This window comes from Arthrobacter sp. SLBN-53 (assembly GCF_006715585.1).
Taxonomy (GTDB): Bacteria; Actinomycetota; Actinomycetes; order Mycobacteriales; family Mycobacteriaceae; genus Mycobacterium; species Mycobacterium neoaurum_A.
The window spans coordinates 63,360-79,043 of sequence record NZ_VFNN01000001.1; the positions used below are offsets into that span (position 1 = coordinate 63,360).

Below are 15,684 nucleotides of genomic sequence, written 5' to 3' on the forward strand. Positions count from 1 at the left end.
GCGCTCGGTGGTGTCTACACCTTGACCTTGCGTCGGTACAGCGTGCCGACGGCCAACAGGATCAAGCTGATCACCAGAATCGCGGTGGCCAGCACGTTGATCTGCGGTGGCACGGCGGCCTTCACTGCGGCGTTGACGTAGAGCGGGTAGGTGACTGTCGACCCACTGACGAAGTAGGTGACGATGAAGTCGTCGAGGGACAGGGCGAACGAGAGCATGCCCGCGGCGACGATGCCGGGCACGATCAGTGGCAGGGTGACCTTGAAGAAGGTCCGCAACGGGCCGGCACCGAGGTCCAACGACGCGTCTTCGAGTGTCCAGTCGAAGCCGCGCACCCGCGCGCGAACGGTCATCGCGATGAAGCTCACCTCGAAGGCGACATGGGCGATCAGGATCGTCGTGTAGCCGGCCGCCCACCCGAGGTCGAGGAACAGCGTCAGCAGTGAGGCGCCCATCACCACCTCGGGGGCGGTAAGCGGCAGGATCACGAAGGTGTCCACCGCTCGATAGCCGCGAAAGCGCTGCCGCACCAACGCGATCGCCAAGAGCGAGCCGAGGACCAGGGCGATCAGGGTGGAGATGAGGGCGATCTCCAGGCTGAGCTTGAGTGCGTCGGTGAGTGCGGGGTACTTGAACGGGTCGAGCCAGTTGTCCAGGGTGAAGCCCTGCCAGGTGTAGTTGAACTTGCCTGCCGGCTTGTTGAACGAGAAGGCCACGATGACCGCGATCGGCAGGAAGAGGTACACCAGCACCAGCCCCGCGACGATCCGCAGGGAGTAGTCGCCCCACTTCGGGCGCGGCCGAACAGCTTTCGGTCGATGCGGGTGGCCGGCCTTGGGTGTCGATGATCGCTGCGCGGCGGTCATACCAGATCCTCCGTTCCCAGCGCCCTCGTGTAGAGAATCACCCCGACCAGGATCAGGCCCATCAGACCCAGACTCAGCGCCGCGGCCGCCGGATAGTCCTTGACGACCAGGAACTGCTTCTGGATAACGTTGCCGATCATCGTGGTCTGGGTACTGCCGAGATAGTCGGCGTTGATGAAGTCACCCACCGCGGGAATGAACACCAGCATGCTGCCGGCCAGCACACCCGGCAGGGACAGCGGCAGGATCACCTTCCGGAAGCTGCGTGTGCCACCGGAATACAGGTCCCGGGACGCCTCGAGCAAGCGCGGATCGATCTTCTCCAGGCTGACATAGAGCGGCAGGATCATGAAGATGATCCAGTTGTAGGTCAGACCACCGATCACTGCCCAGCTGGTCGAGAGCAATCGACCCTCATCCGGCAATAGACCGATCGACCCGAGCGCGCTGACCACCCAGCCCTCGTCGGCCAGGATCGTCTTCCAGGCGATGGTGCGGATCAGGAACGTCACGAAGAACGGCAGGATGACCAGACCGAGGATCAGGTTCTTGAACCGGCCCGCCTTGAACGCGATGACATAGGCCAAGGGGAAGGCCAACAACAGGCACAGCACGGTGGCTGCCGCCGCGTATCCGAAGGACCGCAGGATCGGGTCCTTGTAGAGCGTGAACGCGTCGACGAAGTTGCCGAAATTCCAGTCGAAGGTCAGCGTGGGCAGGTACACCGACCCGCCGGACGAGGACAACGAGGTGCGGGCCAGGGTCACGAACGGCACCACGAAGAAGATGGCGAGATAGGCCAACGCCGGCAAGATCATCAGGTACGGGGCGATCTTGCTGCGCTGCCTGCTGCTGGCGGCGACTCCTGCCATCTATGCTCCTCGCGTCCGCCGTGTCATCGGTTGAGTGTCATGGATTGATCAGCCACCGGTGACCGCGGCGTAGAGGGTGTTGAACTCCTGGGTCTGCTCGTCGGTCAACGCGGCCCACGACTTCAGGTTGGCCTGCACCTCGGGCGACGGGTTGATCAAGGGGTTCTTCGCCGCCGCCGCATCAACCTTCGCCAGTTCGTCGGTCATGTCCGACAGAGCAGGCACGAACTGGGTGAAGGCGACGAGCTTCGCATAGTTGGCCCGGTCGTAGACGTAGTCGATCCAGGCCTCGGCACCCTTCTGGTTCTGGGTGGTGTACGGGATGACCATGGTGTCGATGAACCAGTCGCCGCCGGACTCCGGGACGATGAACTGAAGGTCAGGGTTGTCGGCCTGCAACTGCACGACGTCACCGGAATACGCCTGTGCCACGGCGATATTGCCGGCCGCGAGATCATCGGCGTAGTCGTTGCCGGTGAAGCGGCGGATCTGCCCGCGGTCCTTCTGCTCCCGGACCAGGTCGACGGCCTTGGTGATCGATTCGGTGCTGGGATTCTCCGGCGAGTTGCCTTGGGAGAGCATGATCATCCCGAGGCCGTCCTGCACATCGGAGAACAGGCTGACCCGACCCTTGAAAGCGGGGTCCCACAGGTCGTCGATCGAACGGATGTCGCGCCCGGTGGCGGCCCGGTTGTAGGCCAGGCCCACCATGCCGGTCATGTAGGGGGCGGTGAACTTTCGGCCCGGATCCACCTTGGAGTCCAGCAGATCTTGACGCAGGTTCTTGCGATTGGGAACGCCGGCATCGCTGATCTCGTTGAGCCAGTTCAGTCCCTTGACCCGGGCGGCCATGAACTCGGTCGGTACCACCAGGTCGGCACCGATGTCCTGTTTGCGCGACAGCGGCTCCTTGACCTTGGCGAACCACTGCTCGTTGTCGTTGAAATCCTCTTTGTAGTCCACCGTCAGGGAAGAGGCGGTCTGGAACGCCGCGATGAACCCGTCGGCCATGTACAAGGGCCAGTTGGAGATCCGCAGCGTATCGCTGGATGTCGCACCGGTATCCGACGAACCCGAGGATGAGCTGCCGCTATCGGACCCGCACGCAGCCAGGAACGACGAGCCGAGGATCGCCGCCGCCGCGGTGGCAGCACTGCCACCGATGAACCGCCGCCGGCTGGTGCGGTTGGCCGCCAGTCGGGACAGCAGTCGGGGATCGATCTCGTTGGACATGCTGGGCCTTTCGTCAGGGGGAAGGTCAGGGGAAGGGCGGTGAACGCGCGGGTTCAGGATTCGTCGAGCATTTCTTCGAGATCCTCGGTGGTGGGAATGTCGGCGGCAGGCAGAACCAGGGATGCCTCCGGGGACCAGCTGACGTACACCGCGTCACCGGGGCGCAACATCGGCAGGTCCTGCTCGGGACCGACGTGCGCGACGATGGTCGAGTCGTCGGGTGCCGCGACGGCCAATCGCACCACCGGACCCTGGAACGTCAGATCGCGGACGGTGCCGCGGACGACGGCGAGGTCACCGGTGGGCTCGTCGGTGGACACCCGTACGCGTTCGGGGCGGATCATCAGCGTGGCGTGGCCGCCGGGTTCGATGGCGGTCTCTCCGGGCCGCGACTTCAGTCGGGTGCCGAGCACCTCGATCTCGACGTGGTCTCGGTTGACCCGACCGGTCTGACGCCCTGCCCACAGGTTGGCCTGCCCGATGAATCCGGCCACGAACACCGTGGCCGGACGATCGTAGATATCGGCGGGCGTCCCGATCTGTTCGACGTTTCCCGCGTTCATGACCGCGATGCGGTCACTCATCGTCAGCGCTTCCTCTTGGTCATGGGTGACGTAGATGAAGGTGATCCCGATTTCCCGCTGGATGCGTTTGAGCTCGAACTGCATGGCGTGGCGCAGCTTGAGGTCCAACGCCCCGAGGGGTTCGTCGAGCAGCAGGGCGCTCGGGTAGTTGACCAGCGCACGAGCCAGAGCGACGCGCTGTTGCTGCCCGCCGGAAAGCTGGGCGGGTTTGCGTTTGGCGAAATCGGTGAGCCGGACGATCTCGATGATCTCGTCGACGCGGCGGGCGATCTCACCTTTGCCCTTCTTGTTGCCCTTGGTCTTGTCCAGCTTCATGCTTCGCGGCCCATAGGCGATGTTGTCCCACACGGTCATGTGCGGGAACAGCGCATAGTGCTGGAAGACGGTGTTGACATTGCGCTTGTGCGGCGGAACCGTCGAGACGTCGACGCCCTCGAGTCGGATCGCGCCTTCGGTGGGCGTCTCGAAGCCGGCGATCATGCGAAGCGTCGTGGTCTTGCCGCAGCCCGACGGGCCCAGCATCGAGAAGAACTCGCCGGAGGCGATGGTGAAGTCCGCGTCGGCGACGGCGACGTAGTCGTCGAAACGCTTCACCACATGGTCGATCTCGATGACGGGATCGGCCTTGCGCAGCGTGGCTCCGCCCTCGCCAGTGTCAGGGTCCGCGGCGGTGGTGTCTGTACCGGACAGGACTGGGCCTCCTCAGCATTGCGGTCGGTAGGTCAACAATCGCCCATCACACTGACCTTCGCAAGCGATTCCGCAACGAATTTACATTCCGACAATGGAATCCATAGGTTCTGTGGCGCAGGAGATCAGATTCCGCTGCGCTGATGGGTTGACGGCCATCGGTGTCGGAATCGGGCCGCGGCCTGGTGGCGGACGCGGCGTGGTCGAATACTGCCATGACCGGGAACACCGCGGGGGCCACTCCGACCACGAATCAATCGCTGAACTCGCCCTCGTTCACCGGTCGGTCACCCAGTGGCGTCGGGGATCTGTCGGTGGAGACACACGGCATCGCCCCGGTGGGGCCGGACAAGCGGTACGGTTCACCGGCCCGCCTCTTCACGGTGTGGTTCGCCCCGCAGGTGAATATGACCGGCGTCTTCACCGGGACCTTGGCGATCATGCTCGGCCTCGGTTTCTGGTTGGGTCTGCTGGCGATGGTCATCGGCACCGTGCTCGGCGGTCTGGTGGTGGCCTACCTGTCGACCTGGGGGCCGCGCACCGGCACCGCCCAGCTACCGAGCGCCCGGCTGGCCTTCGGGTCCGGTGTGGCGGTGCCCGCCGCGCTGCAGTGGCTGTCCTCGATCGCCTGGGACGCACTCGTCGGATTGTTCGGTGGCCAGGCACTGGCGCTGCTGCTGGACATCCCGTTCTGGATCGCCGTGCTGATCGTGCTGGCCGTGCAGGGTGCGGTCGGATTCATCGGCTACGAGCTGATCCACCGGCTGCAGGCGGTGCTGACCGTCGTGCTGTTCGCGACCTTCGTGGTCTTCGCGATCAACCTGGTACAGGGACACCAGATCGTCACCCCGACGACGCTGTCGGGTGCCGATCTCGCGGGCGCGTTCGTCATGGAGGTGACCATCGCGCTCAGCCTGACCATTTCCTGGGCCAGCTATGCGGCCGATTTCAGCCGGTACCTACCGGTCGAATCGTCGCGGACGCGGGTGTTCGGTTACACCTTCGCGGGGATGGTGCTCGCCTATGTCTTCGTCCAGGGCATCGGCATCGCCGCGGCCGGTGTCCTCGGCGAGCACACCGCCGAGGGCGTGCGCGATGTCATGGGTGGGGGTGCGTTGGGCGCGGTGGCCCTGCTCGTCATCGCACTGGCTTCGGTGGGATCCGGGGTGATGAACGACTACTCCGGATCACTCGCGCTGCAGACCCTGGGGGTCCGGGTGCGTCGCCCGATCTCGGCGGTATTGGTGACCGTGTGCGCGTTCTTCCTGATCCTGTGGCTGCAGGCGGCCGATACGGCCACTCGGTTCACCGATGTATTGCTGCTGATCGGCTACTGGATCCCGGCTTTCGTGGCGGTCATCGGCATCGACTGGATCCTGCGCACACGGTCGGCGGGCCCTCTCGTCGACGTGGCCGCCGCTCGGACCTCGCGAGGTGACGCGGTTGCCGCGATGGTGGTGTTCGTGGTGTCCTACGCCGCCGCCGTTCCCTTCATGAACACCACGTTGATCGCCGGCCCGGTGGCCACCGCCTGGCACGGTGCCGATATCGCCTACTTCGTCAACTTCGCGGTCGCGGCGGTGCTGTACGGCGGCTACCGGTACGTCAGCCGCGCACGGTCCTGAAGAAGGCGCGGACGTCCTCGACGAGCAGTTCGGGTTGTTCGAACGCGGCGAAATGGCCGCCGCGCGGCATGACGGTCCAGCGGGTGATGTTGTAGTGCGCTTCGCACCACGCCCGCGGTGAGCGCAGGATCTCCTTGGGGAACTCGGCGACTCCGGTGGGCACCCTGACAGGTTCGCGAGCGCCGAACGCGGCGAAGCTCTCCCAGTACAGCCGGGCTGCGGAGGCGCCGGCGCCGCCGATCCAGTACAGCATCACGTTGTCGAGCAGTTCGTCACGACTGAAGACGTTCTCGGGATGGCCGTCGCAATCGCTCCAGGACCAGAACTTCTCCACGATCCAGGCGAGCAGCGCCACCGGTGAGTCGACGAGGCCGTAGCCGATGGTTTGTGGGCGGGTCGACTGTTGCTTGGAGTACCCGGATTCCCACTTCCGGTAGTGCTTCATGGCGGCGAAGGCCCGTTGATCGTCCTCGGACGGGTTGCCCAAGCTGGCCTCGGTCGGCTTGCCGATGGCCATGTTGGTGTGGATCGCGCTGCAGCCCAGCCCGTTTCGTCCGATCTGGGTGGTGACCGCCGCGCCCCAGTCGCCGCCCTGTGCGACGTAGGTCGGGTAGCCGAGCCGCTGCATCAGGGCGTCCCAGGCCAGCGCGATGCGCTCGACGCCCCAGCCGGTACTGGTGGGCTTACCTGAAAATCCGTACCCCGGCAACGACGGGCACACGACATGGAAGGCATCCTCGGCGCGGCCGCCGTGGGCGGTGGGATCGGTCAGCGGTTCGATGATCTTGGCGAATTCGACGACCGATCCGGGCCACCCGTGGGTGATGATCAACGGCAGCGCGTCGGCATGCGGTGAGCGCTGATGGATGAAGTGGATGTCCAGGCCGTCGATGACGGTGCGGAACTGCGTGAAGCGGTTCAGCAACCGTTCGCGCTCTCGCCAGTCGTAGCCGTCGGCCCAGTAGGCGGCGAGGTCGCGGGTGTAGGCCAACGGGATGCCCTGGCTCCAGTCGTCCACGCATTCGGCGTCGGGCCACCGTGTATCGGTCAGACGCCGACGCAAATCCTGCAGGGCCTCGTCGCTGACATCGATCCGGAACGGGTGCACATCGGTCATGCCGGTCATCGTGACACGGCGCGATCAGGACTCAGTGGGCGACATCACTCAGTGGCGACATCGGTGTACACCGGCAGGTAGCCGTCTGCGGAGAAGGTGAATCCTCGTGCACTGGTCTCGCTGCCACAGGAGATACCGGTGCTCTCCTGCACGTTGCAGCGGAATCCCGCGACCATCAGTACCCGTCCGAATGGCAGCGTCGCCGCCGGGCCGGGGACCACGGTGTAGGAGGCCGCATCGGCGCTCACGAACTGGACATCACCGTGTCGGTCGATCAGCACGGTGTTGGGTGCAGTCATCTCGCCGTCGGGTCCGGCGACCTCGTCGGGCGCACCGGTGATCGACAGCGCCGATCCGCCGGTCGGCTGGCAACCTGCCGATGCGTGCGGCATGATCGCGCATTGCCATCGTCCGCTCGGGGTGGTGAAGTGATAGGCCTTCTGTTCCGGCCCGGCAACATAGAACGCGGCGGCATCGGCAAGCTGGTTGTTTGTGCGCGGCTTAGGCAATTCCGGTGTCGGTGAGGCTGTTTGGGCAGGCGTCCAGGGTTCGCCGGTGTCGATCACGGTGGGGGAGCCGCATCCGGCGGCTGCCAGCATCGCACCGCAGGCGACCACCGCCGACCACGCCGCATGGTTGTTCACAGGTGCCACCGGCTCAGGGTACGGCCTTGAGAATCGCACTGAATACAACCGCTGACAGAGCGCGCCACCGCCGACAGGCTGACCAGGTGACACGTGTGATCCGCTTCAACGCCTTCGATATGAACTGCGTCGCCCACCAGTCCCCGGGACTGTGGAAGCACCCCGAGGACCAGTCATGGCGATACAAGGACCTCCGGTACTGGACCGAGCTGGCTACACTGCTGGAGCGTGGCCGCTTCGACGGCCTGTTCCTCGCCGATGTGCTGGGCACCTATGACGTCTACGGCGCGAGCGACGAGGCTGCCGTCCGCCAGGCCGCCCAGGTACCGGTCAACGATCCGTTGCTCCTGGTATCGGCCATGGCGCTGGTCACCGAGAATCTGGGCTTCGGGGTGACAACGGGCACCGGATTCGAGCACCCGTACCCGTTTGCGCGGCGTATCAGCACCCTGGATCACCTCACCGAGGGGCGGGTCGGCTGGAACATCGTCACCGGTTACCTGCCGGCAGCGGCGCGCAACATGGGCCAGACCGACCAGCCCGCACACGACGCCCGCTACGACCATGCCGACGAGTACCTGGAGGTGCTCTACAAGCTCTGGGAAGGTTCCTGGGAGGACGACGCCGTCGTCCGCGACACGGTCAACGGTGTGTTCACCGATCCCGCCAAGGTCCACCACATCGGCCATGACGGAACACATTTCAGCGTTCCGGGTATCCATCTCTGCGAACCGTCGCCGCAGCGCACCCCGGTCATCTTTCAGGCCGGTGCGTCACCGCGTGGTGTGCGCTTCGCCGCCGAGAATGCCGAGGCGATCTTCACCGCGGCGCCCACCAAGGCGATCCTGCGTGAGAACGTGACCACCATCCGCCGCGAGCTGGAACTCGCGGGCCGTGATCCCTACGGGGTGAAGATCTTCAACCTCTCGACCGTCATCACCGCGGCCACCGACGAGGAGGCGCACGCCAAGCACGCCGAGTACCTGTCCTATGCCGATGCAGAGGGTGCGCTGACCTTCATGTCGGGCTGGATGGGCGTGGACCTCGCGCGCTACGGCCTCGACGAACCCGTCGGCAACGTCGACTCCAACGCCATCCTGTCCGCGGTGGCCGCGTTCCAGTCTGCCGATCCGGATGGCCGGGAATGGGCGGTCCGCGATATCGCCGAGTGGGGGAAGATCGGCGGGATCGGTCCTCGTTTCGTGGGATCCGGCGAGCGGGTGGCCGATGCGTTGCAGGAATGGGTGCAGGAGACCGATGTCGACGGGTTCAATCTCGCCTACGCCGTCACCCCGGGTTCGTTCGCCGATTTCATCGACCACGTGGTGCCGGTATTGACCGCCAGAGGCGCCTACCAGAAGGCATATACGCCAGGGACGCTGCGACACAAGCTGCTCGGCCGCGGTGATCGGCTTCCCGACGAGCACCGGGGGGCCGGCTACCGGGTTGGCGGAGCGCAGTCTACGGTCATCGACCGGCCGTCGACGGTGCCGTCGTCATCGGCATCGGTCGCCGCGCAGCCGACCAGGGGCCGGTAGTCGGCACGCGCCTGTCCCATGGGCTGCGGGCGTCACTGCAACGGCACGGGGGTGAAGGTGGCGTCGACAGCGCCCACGGTCATCGTGACCTCACCTTCCATCACCATCACCTGCGCGGCGACCCGCCGCTCGACGGTTTGGGCCAGTTGCTGCACCGATGCGTGCGGAATCTGCACCACCGACAGGTTCGACAGGCCCGCCACCTTGGCCCCCACGGTGCGCCACCAGGTGGCCACGCCGGCGGCGAACGGGAACAGCAGCACCTTGTCGGCCTGGCCGGCCGCCTTACCGAGGACTCGTTCGTCGGGCTGACCGACATTGATCCACTCCAGGATCCGGCCCGTGTAGTCCGCCAGCCGTAGGTCCGGTACGCCGGGGGTGGACAGGCCCGGCCCGAAGGTCAGTTCGCCGTCGATATCGGCGAGTCGGTGTGCGCGTAGCCCGAACGCCAGCAGGCGCACCACCATCCGCTCATCGTTCTCACTGGGGTGGCGTGCCACGGTCAGCGTGTGATCGGCGTAGTAACCGTGATCGACGTCGGAGACGCCGAGTTCGACCTTGAACACCGTTGCGGAAAGGGCCACACCGTAGTGTCCACCACGGCGTGGCCGATCAGTGCACCGAGGCCCGGGCGCGCTGGTGCGGGGTGGTGTGTCGCACCAGCGCGTCGCCGGTGAGTTGCACCACGGCAACGGTGATCACCAGGATGACGATGGTGGCCAGCATGACTCCCTGATCGAAACGCTGGTAGCCGTAGGTGACGGCAACGTAGCCGATCCCGCCGGCACCGATCGTCCCGGCGATCGCCGAGTACTCGATCATCGCGATGATGTTGATGGTCAACCCGCCGATGATGGACGGCACCGCCTCACCGAGTTGTGCGGAGCGGATGACCTGCAGCCGTGAGCCGCCCGAGGCTCGCGCCACCTGTACCACCGCCGGCGGAACCGAGCGCAGCGAGTTCTCCACGATGCGGGTGAAGAAGGCGATACCGGCCAACGACATCGGAACCACCGCGGCGGCGATGCCGATGTTGGTGCCGGTGATGAATCGGGTGACCGGCATGATCGCCGCCATCAGGATCAGGAACGGCAGCGACCGCCCGATGCTGATGACCCAGCTCAGCGTCGTGTGCAGGGATGCATTCTCGAACAGCCCGCCCGGTGCCAGGTTATGGATGAGTGCGCCCAACGGGATACCGACGGCGACCACGATCGACATCACGATGCCGACCATGATCAGGGTGTCCAGCAACGCCGGAAACAGCAGTGCGGGAAGCTCGTTGAGGGGGACCTTCGGACTGGCCAGCAGTGATTCGTTCATGCCACGCCCTCCAGGGTCCGTTCGACATCACTGTCGGTGGTGGCCGACAGGCCGTGCCGGCCCAACACGTCGACGACCTTGTCGCTCACCTCGGCGGGGATGCCCAGGGTCGCGGTGCCGATGGTCACCCCGCCCACCACCTGGACGGATGCGCCGAGCACGGCCAGCGGGACGCCCAGATCGGCGGTGGCCCGGTTGATCCAGTCCGCGGGCACATCGGGCCGGTCGTAGACGACGCGCCAGACATGCTGGTCGGCGTCGGGGGAGCGGGCCACCCCGCTCGGGCGCAGATCGGCGCCGAGCCGAGACTTCGGATCGGTCAAAAGGTCCACGAGGGAGCCGGTTTCGGTGATCCGACCCTGCTCGAGCCGAGCTGCCGAGTCCGCGACCTTGAGCACCGTATCCATTTCGTGGGTGATGAAGACGATCGACAGGTCGAGGTCGTCGCGCAACTCGCGAAGCAGTTCCACCACCGATCGCGTGGTTGCCGGGTCCAGACCTGCGGTGGCCTCATCCGACAGCAGCACCGTCGGACGCAGCGCCAGCGCACGGGCGATGCCGACACGCTGACGTTGCCCGCCCGAGAGCTGGAACGGGTAGTGCTGGGCACGTTGGGAAAGACCGACCCGGTCGAGCAGCTCAGCAACCCGCTGTTTGGATTCGGCCGGGGTGACGCCCAGGTAGTCCAATGGTAGTGAGACGTTCTCGGCCGCGGTCCGGCGCTCCAACAGTCCGGACGATTGGAAGATCGTGCCGATCCGGCGTCGCGCCACCCGCAGCTTGCCCGCCGACAGGGTGGCCAGATCCTCACCGTTGACGACCACGGACCCCGAGCTGGGCGGTGTGAGCAGGTTGATGCATTGCGCGAGCGTGCTTTTCCCGGCGCCGCTAGGACCCACCACGGCGAGAATCTCTCCGGCGCCGACACGGAAGTTGATCCGATCCAGAACCACCGTGCGTTGCTCTCCGTGGCGGTACACCTTGGTCACATCGGTGAGTTCGATCATGGGTGTCCACCGTGCCAGCTGTCCGCGTGATCGGATACCTTTGCGCTCATCATGAGCCTGTGCGGCGAATATCCTTTGCCGCCAGCGTGATCACAAACATTGCCCCGGACTCGGCGGCGTCGCACACTGACGCACACTATGAGCATCGACCAGTCCGAAAGCGCCGCAGCGGATTCGCACGGCTTCACCCTGCAGTCCCGTCGCAAGTGGCCCTACATTGCGGTGGCCGTCGTCGCGCTCATCGCGGTGGCGGTGTATTTCCTCGCGTTCCGAGGCGGCGATGCGAAGTCGGCGAATGAGACGGCCGGCGCCACGTTGGAAGTCGTGTACCTGGATTCCAACCCGGCGGAGAAGCGCATCATCGAGTACATCGGTGAACAGATCGCCCCCGATTACGGGGTGAAGGTCGCGGCCGTCGGACTGGGCGACAGCACACAGATCAACAGCGCCATCAACGACGGCCGCTACGCGGGCACCATCTTCCAGCACCGGCACTGGTTGCAACAGGTGCTCGACGCCAACCCCACCTTCAAGGAGGAGGCCGGCACCGGCCCGTTCTTCCACTGGGTTTTCGGTATCTGGTCGGACAAATACCAGTCCGTCGACGACATCCCGGACGGAGCCTCGGTTTCACTGCTGGCCGACCCGGCGAACAACTCGCAGGGCATCTGGTATCTGGCACAGGCCGGGCTGATAACCCTCCGACCCGATGCCGACATCACGGCCCTGACCCAGAAGGACATCATCGCGAACCCGAAGAATCTGAAGTTCACCCTGCTCGACTTCGGTGCCCAACCGCGGGCGTTGGCCGATCTGGATGCCATCGTGGGATATGCGGAATCGTTTCTGGCCGCCGGTGTTTCGGAGGACAAGCTTATCTTCGCCCCGAAGTCTCCGGACGAGTTCGCCTCGGTTCTCACCGTGGGCAGCAACTACATCGACACCGAGAACATCCAGAACCTGATCAGGGCTTTCAAAGATCCGCGGGTGCAGACCTTCATCGCCGATGATCCCGAGGTGAAGAAGCTGGCGTTGCCCGGCGCACCGGCATGACCGCACGCGAACTGCACCTCGGGGTGAACGTGCTCTCCGACGGGATGCATCCGGCGGCATGGCGGCATCCCTCGGCGGACCCGAACTGGTTCACCGATCCCGCGTACTGGATGGAACTCGCCCGGATCTCCGAACGTGGCACGCTGGATGCGTTGTTCCTTGCCGATACGCCGTCGCTGTCGGTCTCCGGTGATGCGGCGCTCGGTGCGCCCCCGCTGGCACTCGATCCCATCGTGTTGTTGTCGACGCTGGCATCGGTGACCACGCACCTGGGGCTGATCGGTACGGTATCGACGTCGTTCGAAGAACCGTTCACCGTCGCGCGTCGGTTCGCGACGCTGGATCACCTCAGCCGGGGTCGGGTGGCGTGGAACGTCGTGACCACCAGCGATCCCCGGACGTGGCGCAATTTCGGTCGGGTCGGACAGCTCAACACGCAGCCGGATCGTGATGAACGGTACCGGCGCGCAGCCGAATTCGTCGATGTGGTGCGCATCCTGTGGGACTCCTGGGATGACGATGCCGTGCTGGGGGACAAGCGCACCGGAGCCTTCAGCAGGCCCGGATCGATCAACACGATCGGGCACCGCGGCGATTACTTCGACGTCGACGGTCCGTTGACGCTGCCCAGGTCACCACAGGGACACCCGGTGCTGTTCCAGGCCGGCGGCTCGGCGGGCGGGCTGGACCTCGCGGCACGCTACGCCGATGGTGTGTTTGCCGCGCAGGCCTCGTTACCGGACGCGCTGCGCAACGCCGAGGAATTGCGTTCCCGTACCGCTGCGTACGGCCGGCCGCGTGACGCAGTCCGGATCATGCCCGGGCTGTCCTTCGTGCTCGGCGGCACCGAGGCTGAAGCCCACCGGCGCAACGACGAACTCAACGAGCTCGCGGGCGAGCGCCGGCTGGCCCATCTGGCCTGGCAACTGGGGGTGGACGCCGGCGAACTGGACTGGGACAAACCGTTGCCACAGTGGTTGATCGACGGGGCTGAGGCAACCGGCAGCTCGCAGGGCGCCCGCGACATCGTTGTGAATCTGGCCCGCCGGGAGCAGCTCACGGTCCGCCAACTACTCGACCGGGTGATCACCTGGCACCGATTGGTGGTCGGTTCGCCAGAGCAGATCGCCGATACCATCGAGGAGTGGTTCGTCGCGGGTGCGGTCGACGGGTTCAATCTGATGCCCGATGTGTTCCCGTCGGGCCTCGAGTTGTTCGTCGACCACGTGATTCCCATTCTGCGCGACCGCGGACTGTTCCGCCGCGAGTACCGACACGCCACCCTGCGCGGGCATTTGGGGCTGCAACGAGTGCCAGATGCCAGCACCAATCGCAGCCGTGGTCGTGTGCCGGCGTGATGATGGCGTGTCTAGACCTTGAGTGGATGACCCTGAGCGGATGATCAGTACACCGAGGTGGTGTTGGTGCGTGCCCATTCACGTTCGGCGTCCGATCCCGACGACGGTGGAATCAGTCCGTTGATCATCCACAGCTCCTCGCTGGTTTCGTCCACGTGGAATTCCCAGTGCACACCGTCGTGTTTGTCCACGAACGGTTGCAGGATCTCCTTGATCTTGGCGGTGATCCGCCGCCGGCCCGCGGTGTCGGCACTGTGGCGGGCAATGTGTTCGATGACCACGCGGACACCCGCGGGCGATGGTTCGCCGCCGACGTAGAAGTCCTCGGGGCGGGTTTCGTCGAACACCACGACCACATAGAACCTGGGTAATCCGATGGATTCGTAGAGTTCGGTGATGCGGCCCGCGAGCGCACTCTTGTCCTCGGCGGTGAAGGTTCCGGGTGAATGGTGGATAGTCCAGAGCGGCATAACGATTCCTTTGTTTCGGGGTGGGTGTCAGTGCGCGAGATCGAACGCGAGGTCTTCCACCGGACCCGAGAGCTTCGACTTGACGGCGGCGGTCACGTCGTCGACGAGCACCTCCTGCGCGCCCGCTTCCAGGGCGTCGAGCACACGGCAGGCCACGTCGGCGGGCGATGTCTTGGGCAGTGCGATATCGGCCACCATCTCGGTATCGATGAAACCGACGTGGACGCCCAGCACCTGGGTCTGTTGCCCGCGAAGTTCGACGCGCAGCGAGTTCGTCAGCGACCAGATCGCGGCCTTGGAGGCGCCGTAGGCCCCGCTGCCTGCCAGCCACGACAAGACGGAATGGACATTGACCACCGCGCCGCCCCCGTTGCGGGCCAAGGCCGGCGCCAGTGTCCGGACAACGCGCAGCGGACCGAAGGCGTTGATGTCGAAAGTCGTGGCGATATCGTCGAAGTCACCGGTCAGCAGCGATCCGGGCAGCAGAATTCCCGCGTTGTTGATCACGATGTCGACGTCGGCGGCCACCGTTTCCAGCGCGGCGACCGAGGCGTCGTCGCGCACCTCGAGCGCGAGACCGATGACACCCGCGCGCGGGTCTGCGTACTGCTCGCGTGCGGTCGAGTACACCTTCGAGGCCCCGCGCGTGAGCAACTCGTCCACCAGCGCCGAACCGAGACCGCGCCGGCCGCCGGTCACCAGAACCACCTTGCCGTCGATCGCCACCATGGCGCACCTCCCTTTCTGAATAACGATTACGTTACCCAGACCGTAGACGCACTACCTGAGTAATGCAAGTGTTAGTTAAAATGGAGTCCATGGTGATGACCTTCGAGGACCGACTCCGCGACCGCAGCCGCTGGACCATCGGTGACAACTGCTCGGTGGTGAAGGTTCTCGACCTGCTCAACACCAAGACGGCGTTTCTGGCGATCCGTGAATGCTTCTACGGCACTACGCGATTCGAGGACTTCGTTGAACGGATCGGCGCGTCGGCCCCGGCCGTCTCCCGGGCGCTGCGGCAGCTTGAGAGCGCCGGTGTGATCACAAGGGTGCCGTATCGAGAGCCCGGGCAGCGCGCCCGTGACGAGTACCGCCTCACCGAGGCGGGGGAGGACCTGCTGCCGGTACTGCTCTCGATCGTCCAATGGGGTGATACCCACCTGCAGGAGAACGGACCGCCGTTCACCTTCCGTGATGAGGCGGGACGCCCGCTCGCGGTGCGCGTGACGCCGGCCGACGGTGAGCCGCCGATCAGTGCCGATGACATCGAGATCCATTACAACGGCGGCCGCGGTTAGGCT

16 protein-coding genes are annotated in these 15,684 nt (G+C 65.3%); 5 read left to right on the plus strand and 11 right to left on the minus strand.

Going from position 1 to position 15,684, the window contains the following annotated elements; genetic code table 11:
* Window positions 1-14: 14 nt before the first annotated feature.
* The 4 genes from FBY28_RS00320 to FBY28_RS00335 are packed head-to-tail and all read right to left on the minus strand — an operon-like array spanning window position 15 to window position 4,149.
* Complete coding sequence (locus FBY28_RS00320) at window positions 15-866, minus strand: ABC transporter permease (protein WP_141863454.1); 852 nt, start codon at window positions 864-866, stop codon at window positions 15-17.
* Window positions 863-1,738, minus strand: a complete 876-nt coding sequence (locus tag FBY28_RS00325; RefSeq protein WP_141863455.1) for an ABC transporter permease — start codon at window positions 1,736-1,738, stop codon at window positions 863-865. Before FBY28_RS00325 ends, FBY28_RS00320 begins: the two co-directional genes overlap by 4 nt.
* A 48-nt stretch (window positions 1,739-1,786) precedes the next feature.
* Complete coding sequence (locus FBY28_RS00330; RefSeq protein ID WP_141863456.1) at window positions 1,787-2,971, minus strand: polyamine ABC transporter substrate-binding protein; 1,185 nt, start codon at window positions 2,969-2,971, stop codon at window positions 1,787-1,789.
* Between the two features lie 53 nt (window positions 2,972-3,024).
* Window positions 3,025-4,149: an ABC transporter ATP-binding protein gene (locus FBY28_RS00335; RefSeq protein ID WP_216847395.1), complete on the minus strand. Its 1,125-nt coding sequence runs from the start codon at window positions 4,147-4,149 to the stop codon at window positions 3,025-3,027.
* Window positions 4,150-4,460: 311 nt separating this feature from the next.
* Between FBY28_RS00335 and FBY28_RS00340 the strand changes: the two genes are divergently transcribed.
* Window positions 4,461-5,870, plus strand: a complete 1,410-nt coding sequence (locus FBY28_RS00340) for a purine-cytosine permease family protein (RefSeq protein ID WP_141863458.1) — start codon at window positions 4,461-4,463, stop codon at window positions 5,868-5,870.
* Here the strand turns inward: FBY28_RS00340 and FBY28_RS00345 are convergent.
* On the minus strand, window positions 5,851-6,987 hold the full coding sequence (locus FBY28_RS00345; protein ID WP_286177579.1) for an epoxide hydrolase family protein: 1,137 nt from the start codon (window positions 6,985-6,987) through the stop codon (window positions 5,851-5,853). The two genes, FBY28_RS00340 and FBY28_RS00345, sit on opposite strands and share 20 nt — an antisense overlap.
* A gap of 44 nt (window positions 6,988-7,031) precedes the next feature.
* Entirely contained in the window at window positions 7,032-7,640 is a 609-nt protein-coding gene (locus tag FBY28_RS00350; protein ID WP_216847397.1) for a hypothetical protein, read from the minus strand.
* Between the two features lie 77 nt (window positions 7,641-7,717).
* On the opposite strand from FBY28_RS00350, the gene FBY28_RS00355 reads away from it, so the two are divergent.
* Window positions 7,718-9,169, plus strand: a complete 1,452-nt coding sequence (locus tag FBY28_RS00355; RefSeq protein WP_141863459.1) for an LLM class flavin-dependent oxidoreductase — start codon at window positions 7,718-7,720, stop codon at window positions 9,167-9,169.
* Window positions 9,170-9,201: 32 nt separating this feature from the next.
* Here FBY28_RS00355 and FBY28_RS00360 read toward each other — a convergent pair whose 3' ends face one another.
* Genes FBY28_RS00360 through FBY28_RS00370 form a run of 3 tightly spaced genes read right to left on the minus strand, consistent with a single transcriptional unit; the run spans window position 9,202 to window position 11,499 of the window.
* Complete coding sequence (locus tag FBY28_RS00360; protein ID WP_141863460.1) at window positions 9,202-9,753, minus strand: YaeQ family protein; 552 nt, start codon at window positions 9,751-9,753, stop codon at window positions 9,202-9,204.
* Window positions 9,754-9,781: 28 nt separating this feature from the next.
* Window positions 9,782-10,492, minus strand: coding sequence for a methionine ABC transporter permease (locus FBY28_RS00365; RefSeq protein WP_141863461.1), 711 nt, complete (start codon window positions 10,490-10,492; stop codon window positions 9,782-9,784).
* Window positions 10,489-11,499: a methionine ABC transporter ATP-binding protein gene (locus tag FBY28_RS00370; protein ID WP_141863462.1), complete on the minus strand. Its 1,011-nt coding sequence runs from the start codon at window positions 11,497-11,499 to the stop codon at window positions 10,489-10,491. Before FBY28_RS00370 ends, FBY28_RS00365 begins: the two co-directional genes overlap by 4 nt.
* 138 nt (window positions 11,500-11,637) lie before the next feature.
* On the opposite strand from FBY28_RS00370, the gene FBY28_RS00375 reads away from it, so the two are divergent.
* Both FBY28_RS00375 and FBY28_RS00380 read left to right on the plus strand, forming a co-directional pair.
* Entirely contained in the window at window positions 11,638-12,552 is a 915-nt protein-coding gene (locus FBY28_RS00375) for a MetQ/NlpA family ABC transporter substrate-binding protein (protein WP_141863463.1), read from the plus strand.
* The gene (locus FBY28_RS00380) at window positions 12,549-13,910 is read left to right on the plus strand and encodes an LLM class flavin-dependent oxidoreductase (RefSeq protein WP_141863464.1); all 1,362 of its coding nucleotides are present in this window, start codon (window positions 12,549-12,551) and stop codon (window positions 13,908-13,910) included. Before FBY28_RS00375 ends, FBY28_RS00380 begins: the two co-directional genes overlap by 4 nt.
* 44 nt (window positions 13,911-13,954) lie before the next feature.
* Here the strand turns inward: FBY28_RS00380 and FBY28_RS00385 are convergent, their stop codons facing one another.
* Together FBY28_RS00385 and FBY28_RS00390 are read right to left on the minus strand one after the other, a co-directional pair.
* Window positions 13,955-14,380, minus strand: coding sequence for a tautomerase family protein (locus FBY28_RS00385; RefSeq protein ID WP_141863465.1), 426 nt, complete (start codon window positions 14,378-14,380; stop codon window positions 13,955-13,957).
* 27 nt (window positions 14,381-14,407) lie between these two features.
* The gene (locus FBY28_RS00390) at window positions 14,408-15,109 is read right to left on the minus strand and encodes an SDR family oxidoreductase (RefSeq protein WP_141863466.1); all 702 of its coding nucleotides are present in this window, start codon (window positions 15,107-15,109) and stop codon (window positions 14,408-14,410) included.
* Window positions 15,110-15,198: 89 nt separating this feature from the next.
* Here FBY28_RS00390 and FBY28_RS00395 point away from each other — a divergent pair, with 89 nt between their 5' ends.
* Window positions 15,199-15,681, plus strand: coding sequence for a winged helix-turn-helix transcriptional regulator (locus FBY28_RS00395; RefSeq protein WP_174241507.1), 483 nt, complete (start codon window positions 15,199-15,201; stop codon window positions 15,679-15,681).
* Window positions 15,682-15,684: the final 3 nt, after the last annotated feature.

Excerpts from the sequence above, each read along its gene's own strand:
- FBY28_RS00370 (WP_141863462.1), bottom strand. The coding sequence starts at position 11,499 with ATGATCGAACTCACCGATGTGACCAAGGTGTACCGCCACGGAGAGCAA.
- FBY28_RS00320 (WP_141863454.1), bottom strand. The coding sequence starts at position 866 with ATGACCGCCGCGCAGCGATCATCGACACCCAAGGCCGGCCACCCGCAT.
- FBY28_RS00330 (WP_141863456.1), bottom strand. The coding sequence starts at position 2,971 with ATGTCCAACGAGATCGATCCCCGACTGCTGTCCCGACTGGCGGCCAAC.
- FBY28_RS00340 (WP_141863458.1), top strand. The coding sequence starts at position 4,461 with ATGACCGGGAACACCGCGGGGGCCACTCCGACCACGAATCAATCGCTG.
- FBY28_RS00385 (WP_141863465.1), bottom strand. The coding sequence starts at position 14,380 with ATGCCGCTCTGGACTATCCACCATTCACCCGGAACCTTCACCGCCGAG.
- FBY28_RS00390 (WP_141863466.1), bottom strand. The coding sequence starts at position 15,109 with ATGGTGGCGATCGACGGCAAGGTGGTTCTGGTGACCGGCGGCCGGCGC.
- FBY28_RS00375 (WP_141863463.1), top strand. The coding sequence starts at position 11,638 with ATGAGCATCGACCAGTCCGAAAGCGCCGCAGCGGATTCGCACGGCTTC.
- FBY28_RS00325 (WP_141863455.1), bottom strand. The coding sequence starts at position 1,738 with ATGGCAGGAGTCGCCGCCAGCAGCAGGCAGCGCAGCAAGATCGCCCCG.
- FBY28_RS00345 (WP_286177579.1), bottom strand. The coding sequence starts at position 6,987 with ATGACCGATGTGCACCCGTTCCGGATCGATGTCAGCGACGAGGCCCTG.
- FBY28_RS00365 (WP_141863461.1), bottom strand. The coding sequence starts at position 10,492 with ATGAACGAATCACTGCTGGCCAGTCCGAAGGTCCCCCTCAACGAGCTT.
- FBY28_RS00395 (WP_174241507.1), top strand. The coding sequence starts at position 15,199 with ATGGTGATGACCTTCGAGGACCGACTCCGCGACCGCAGCCGCTGGACC.
- FBY28_RS00380 (WP_141863464.1), top strand. The coding sequence starts at position 12,549 with ATGACCGCACGCGAACTGCACCTCGGGGTGAACGTGCTCTCCGACGGG.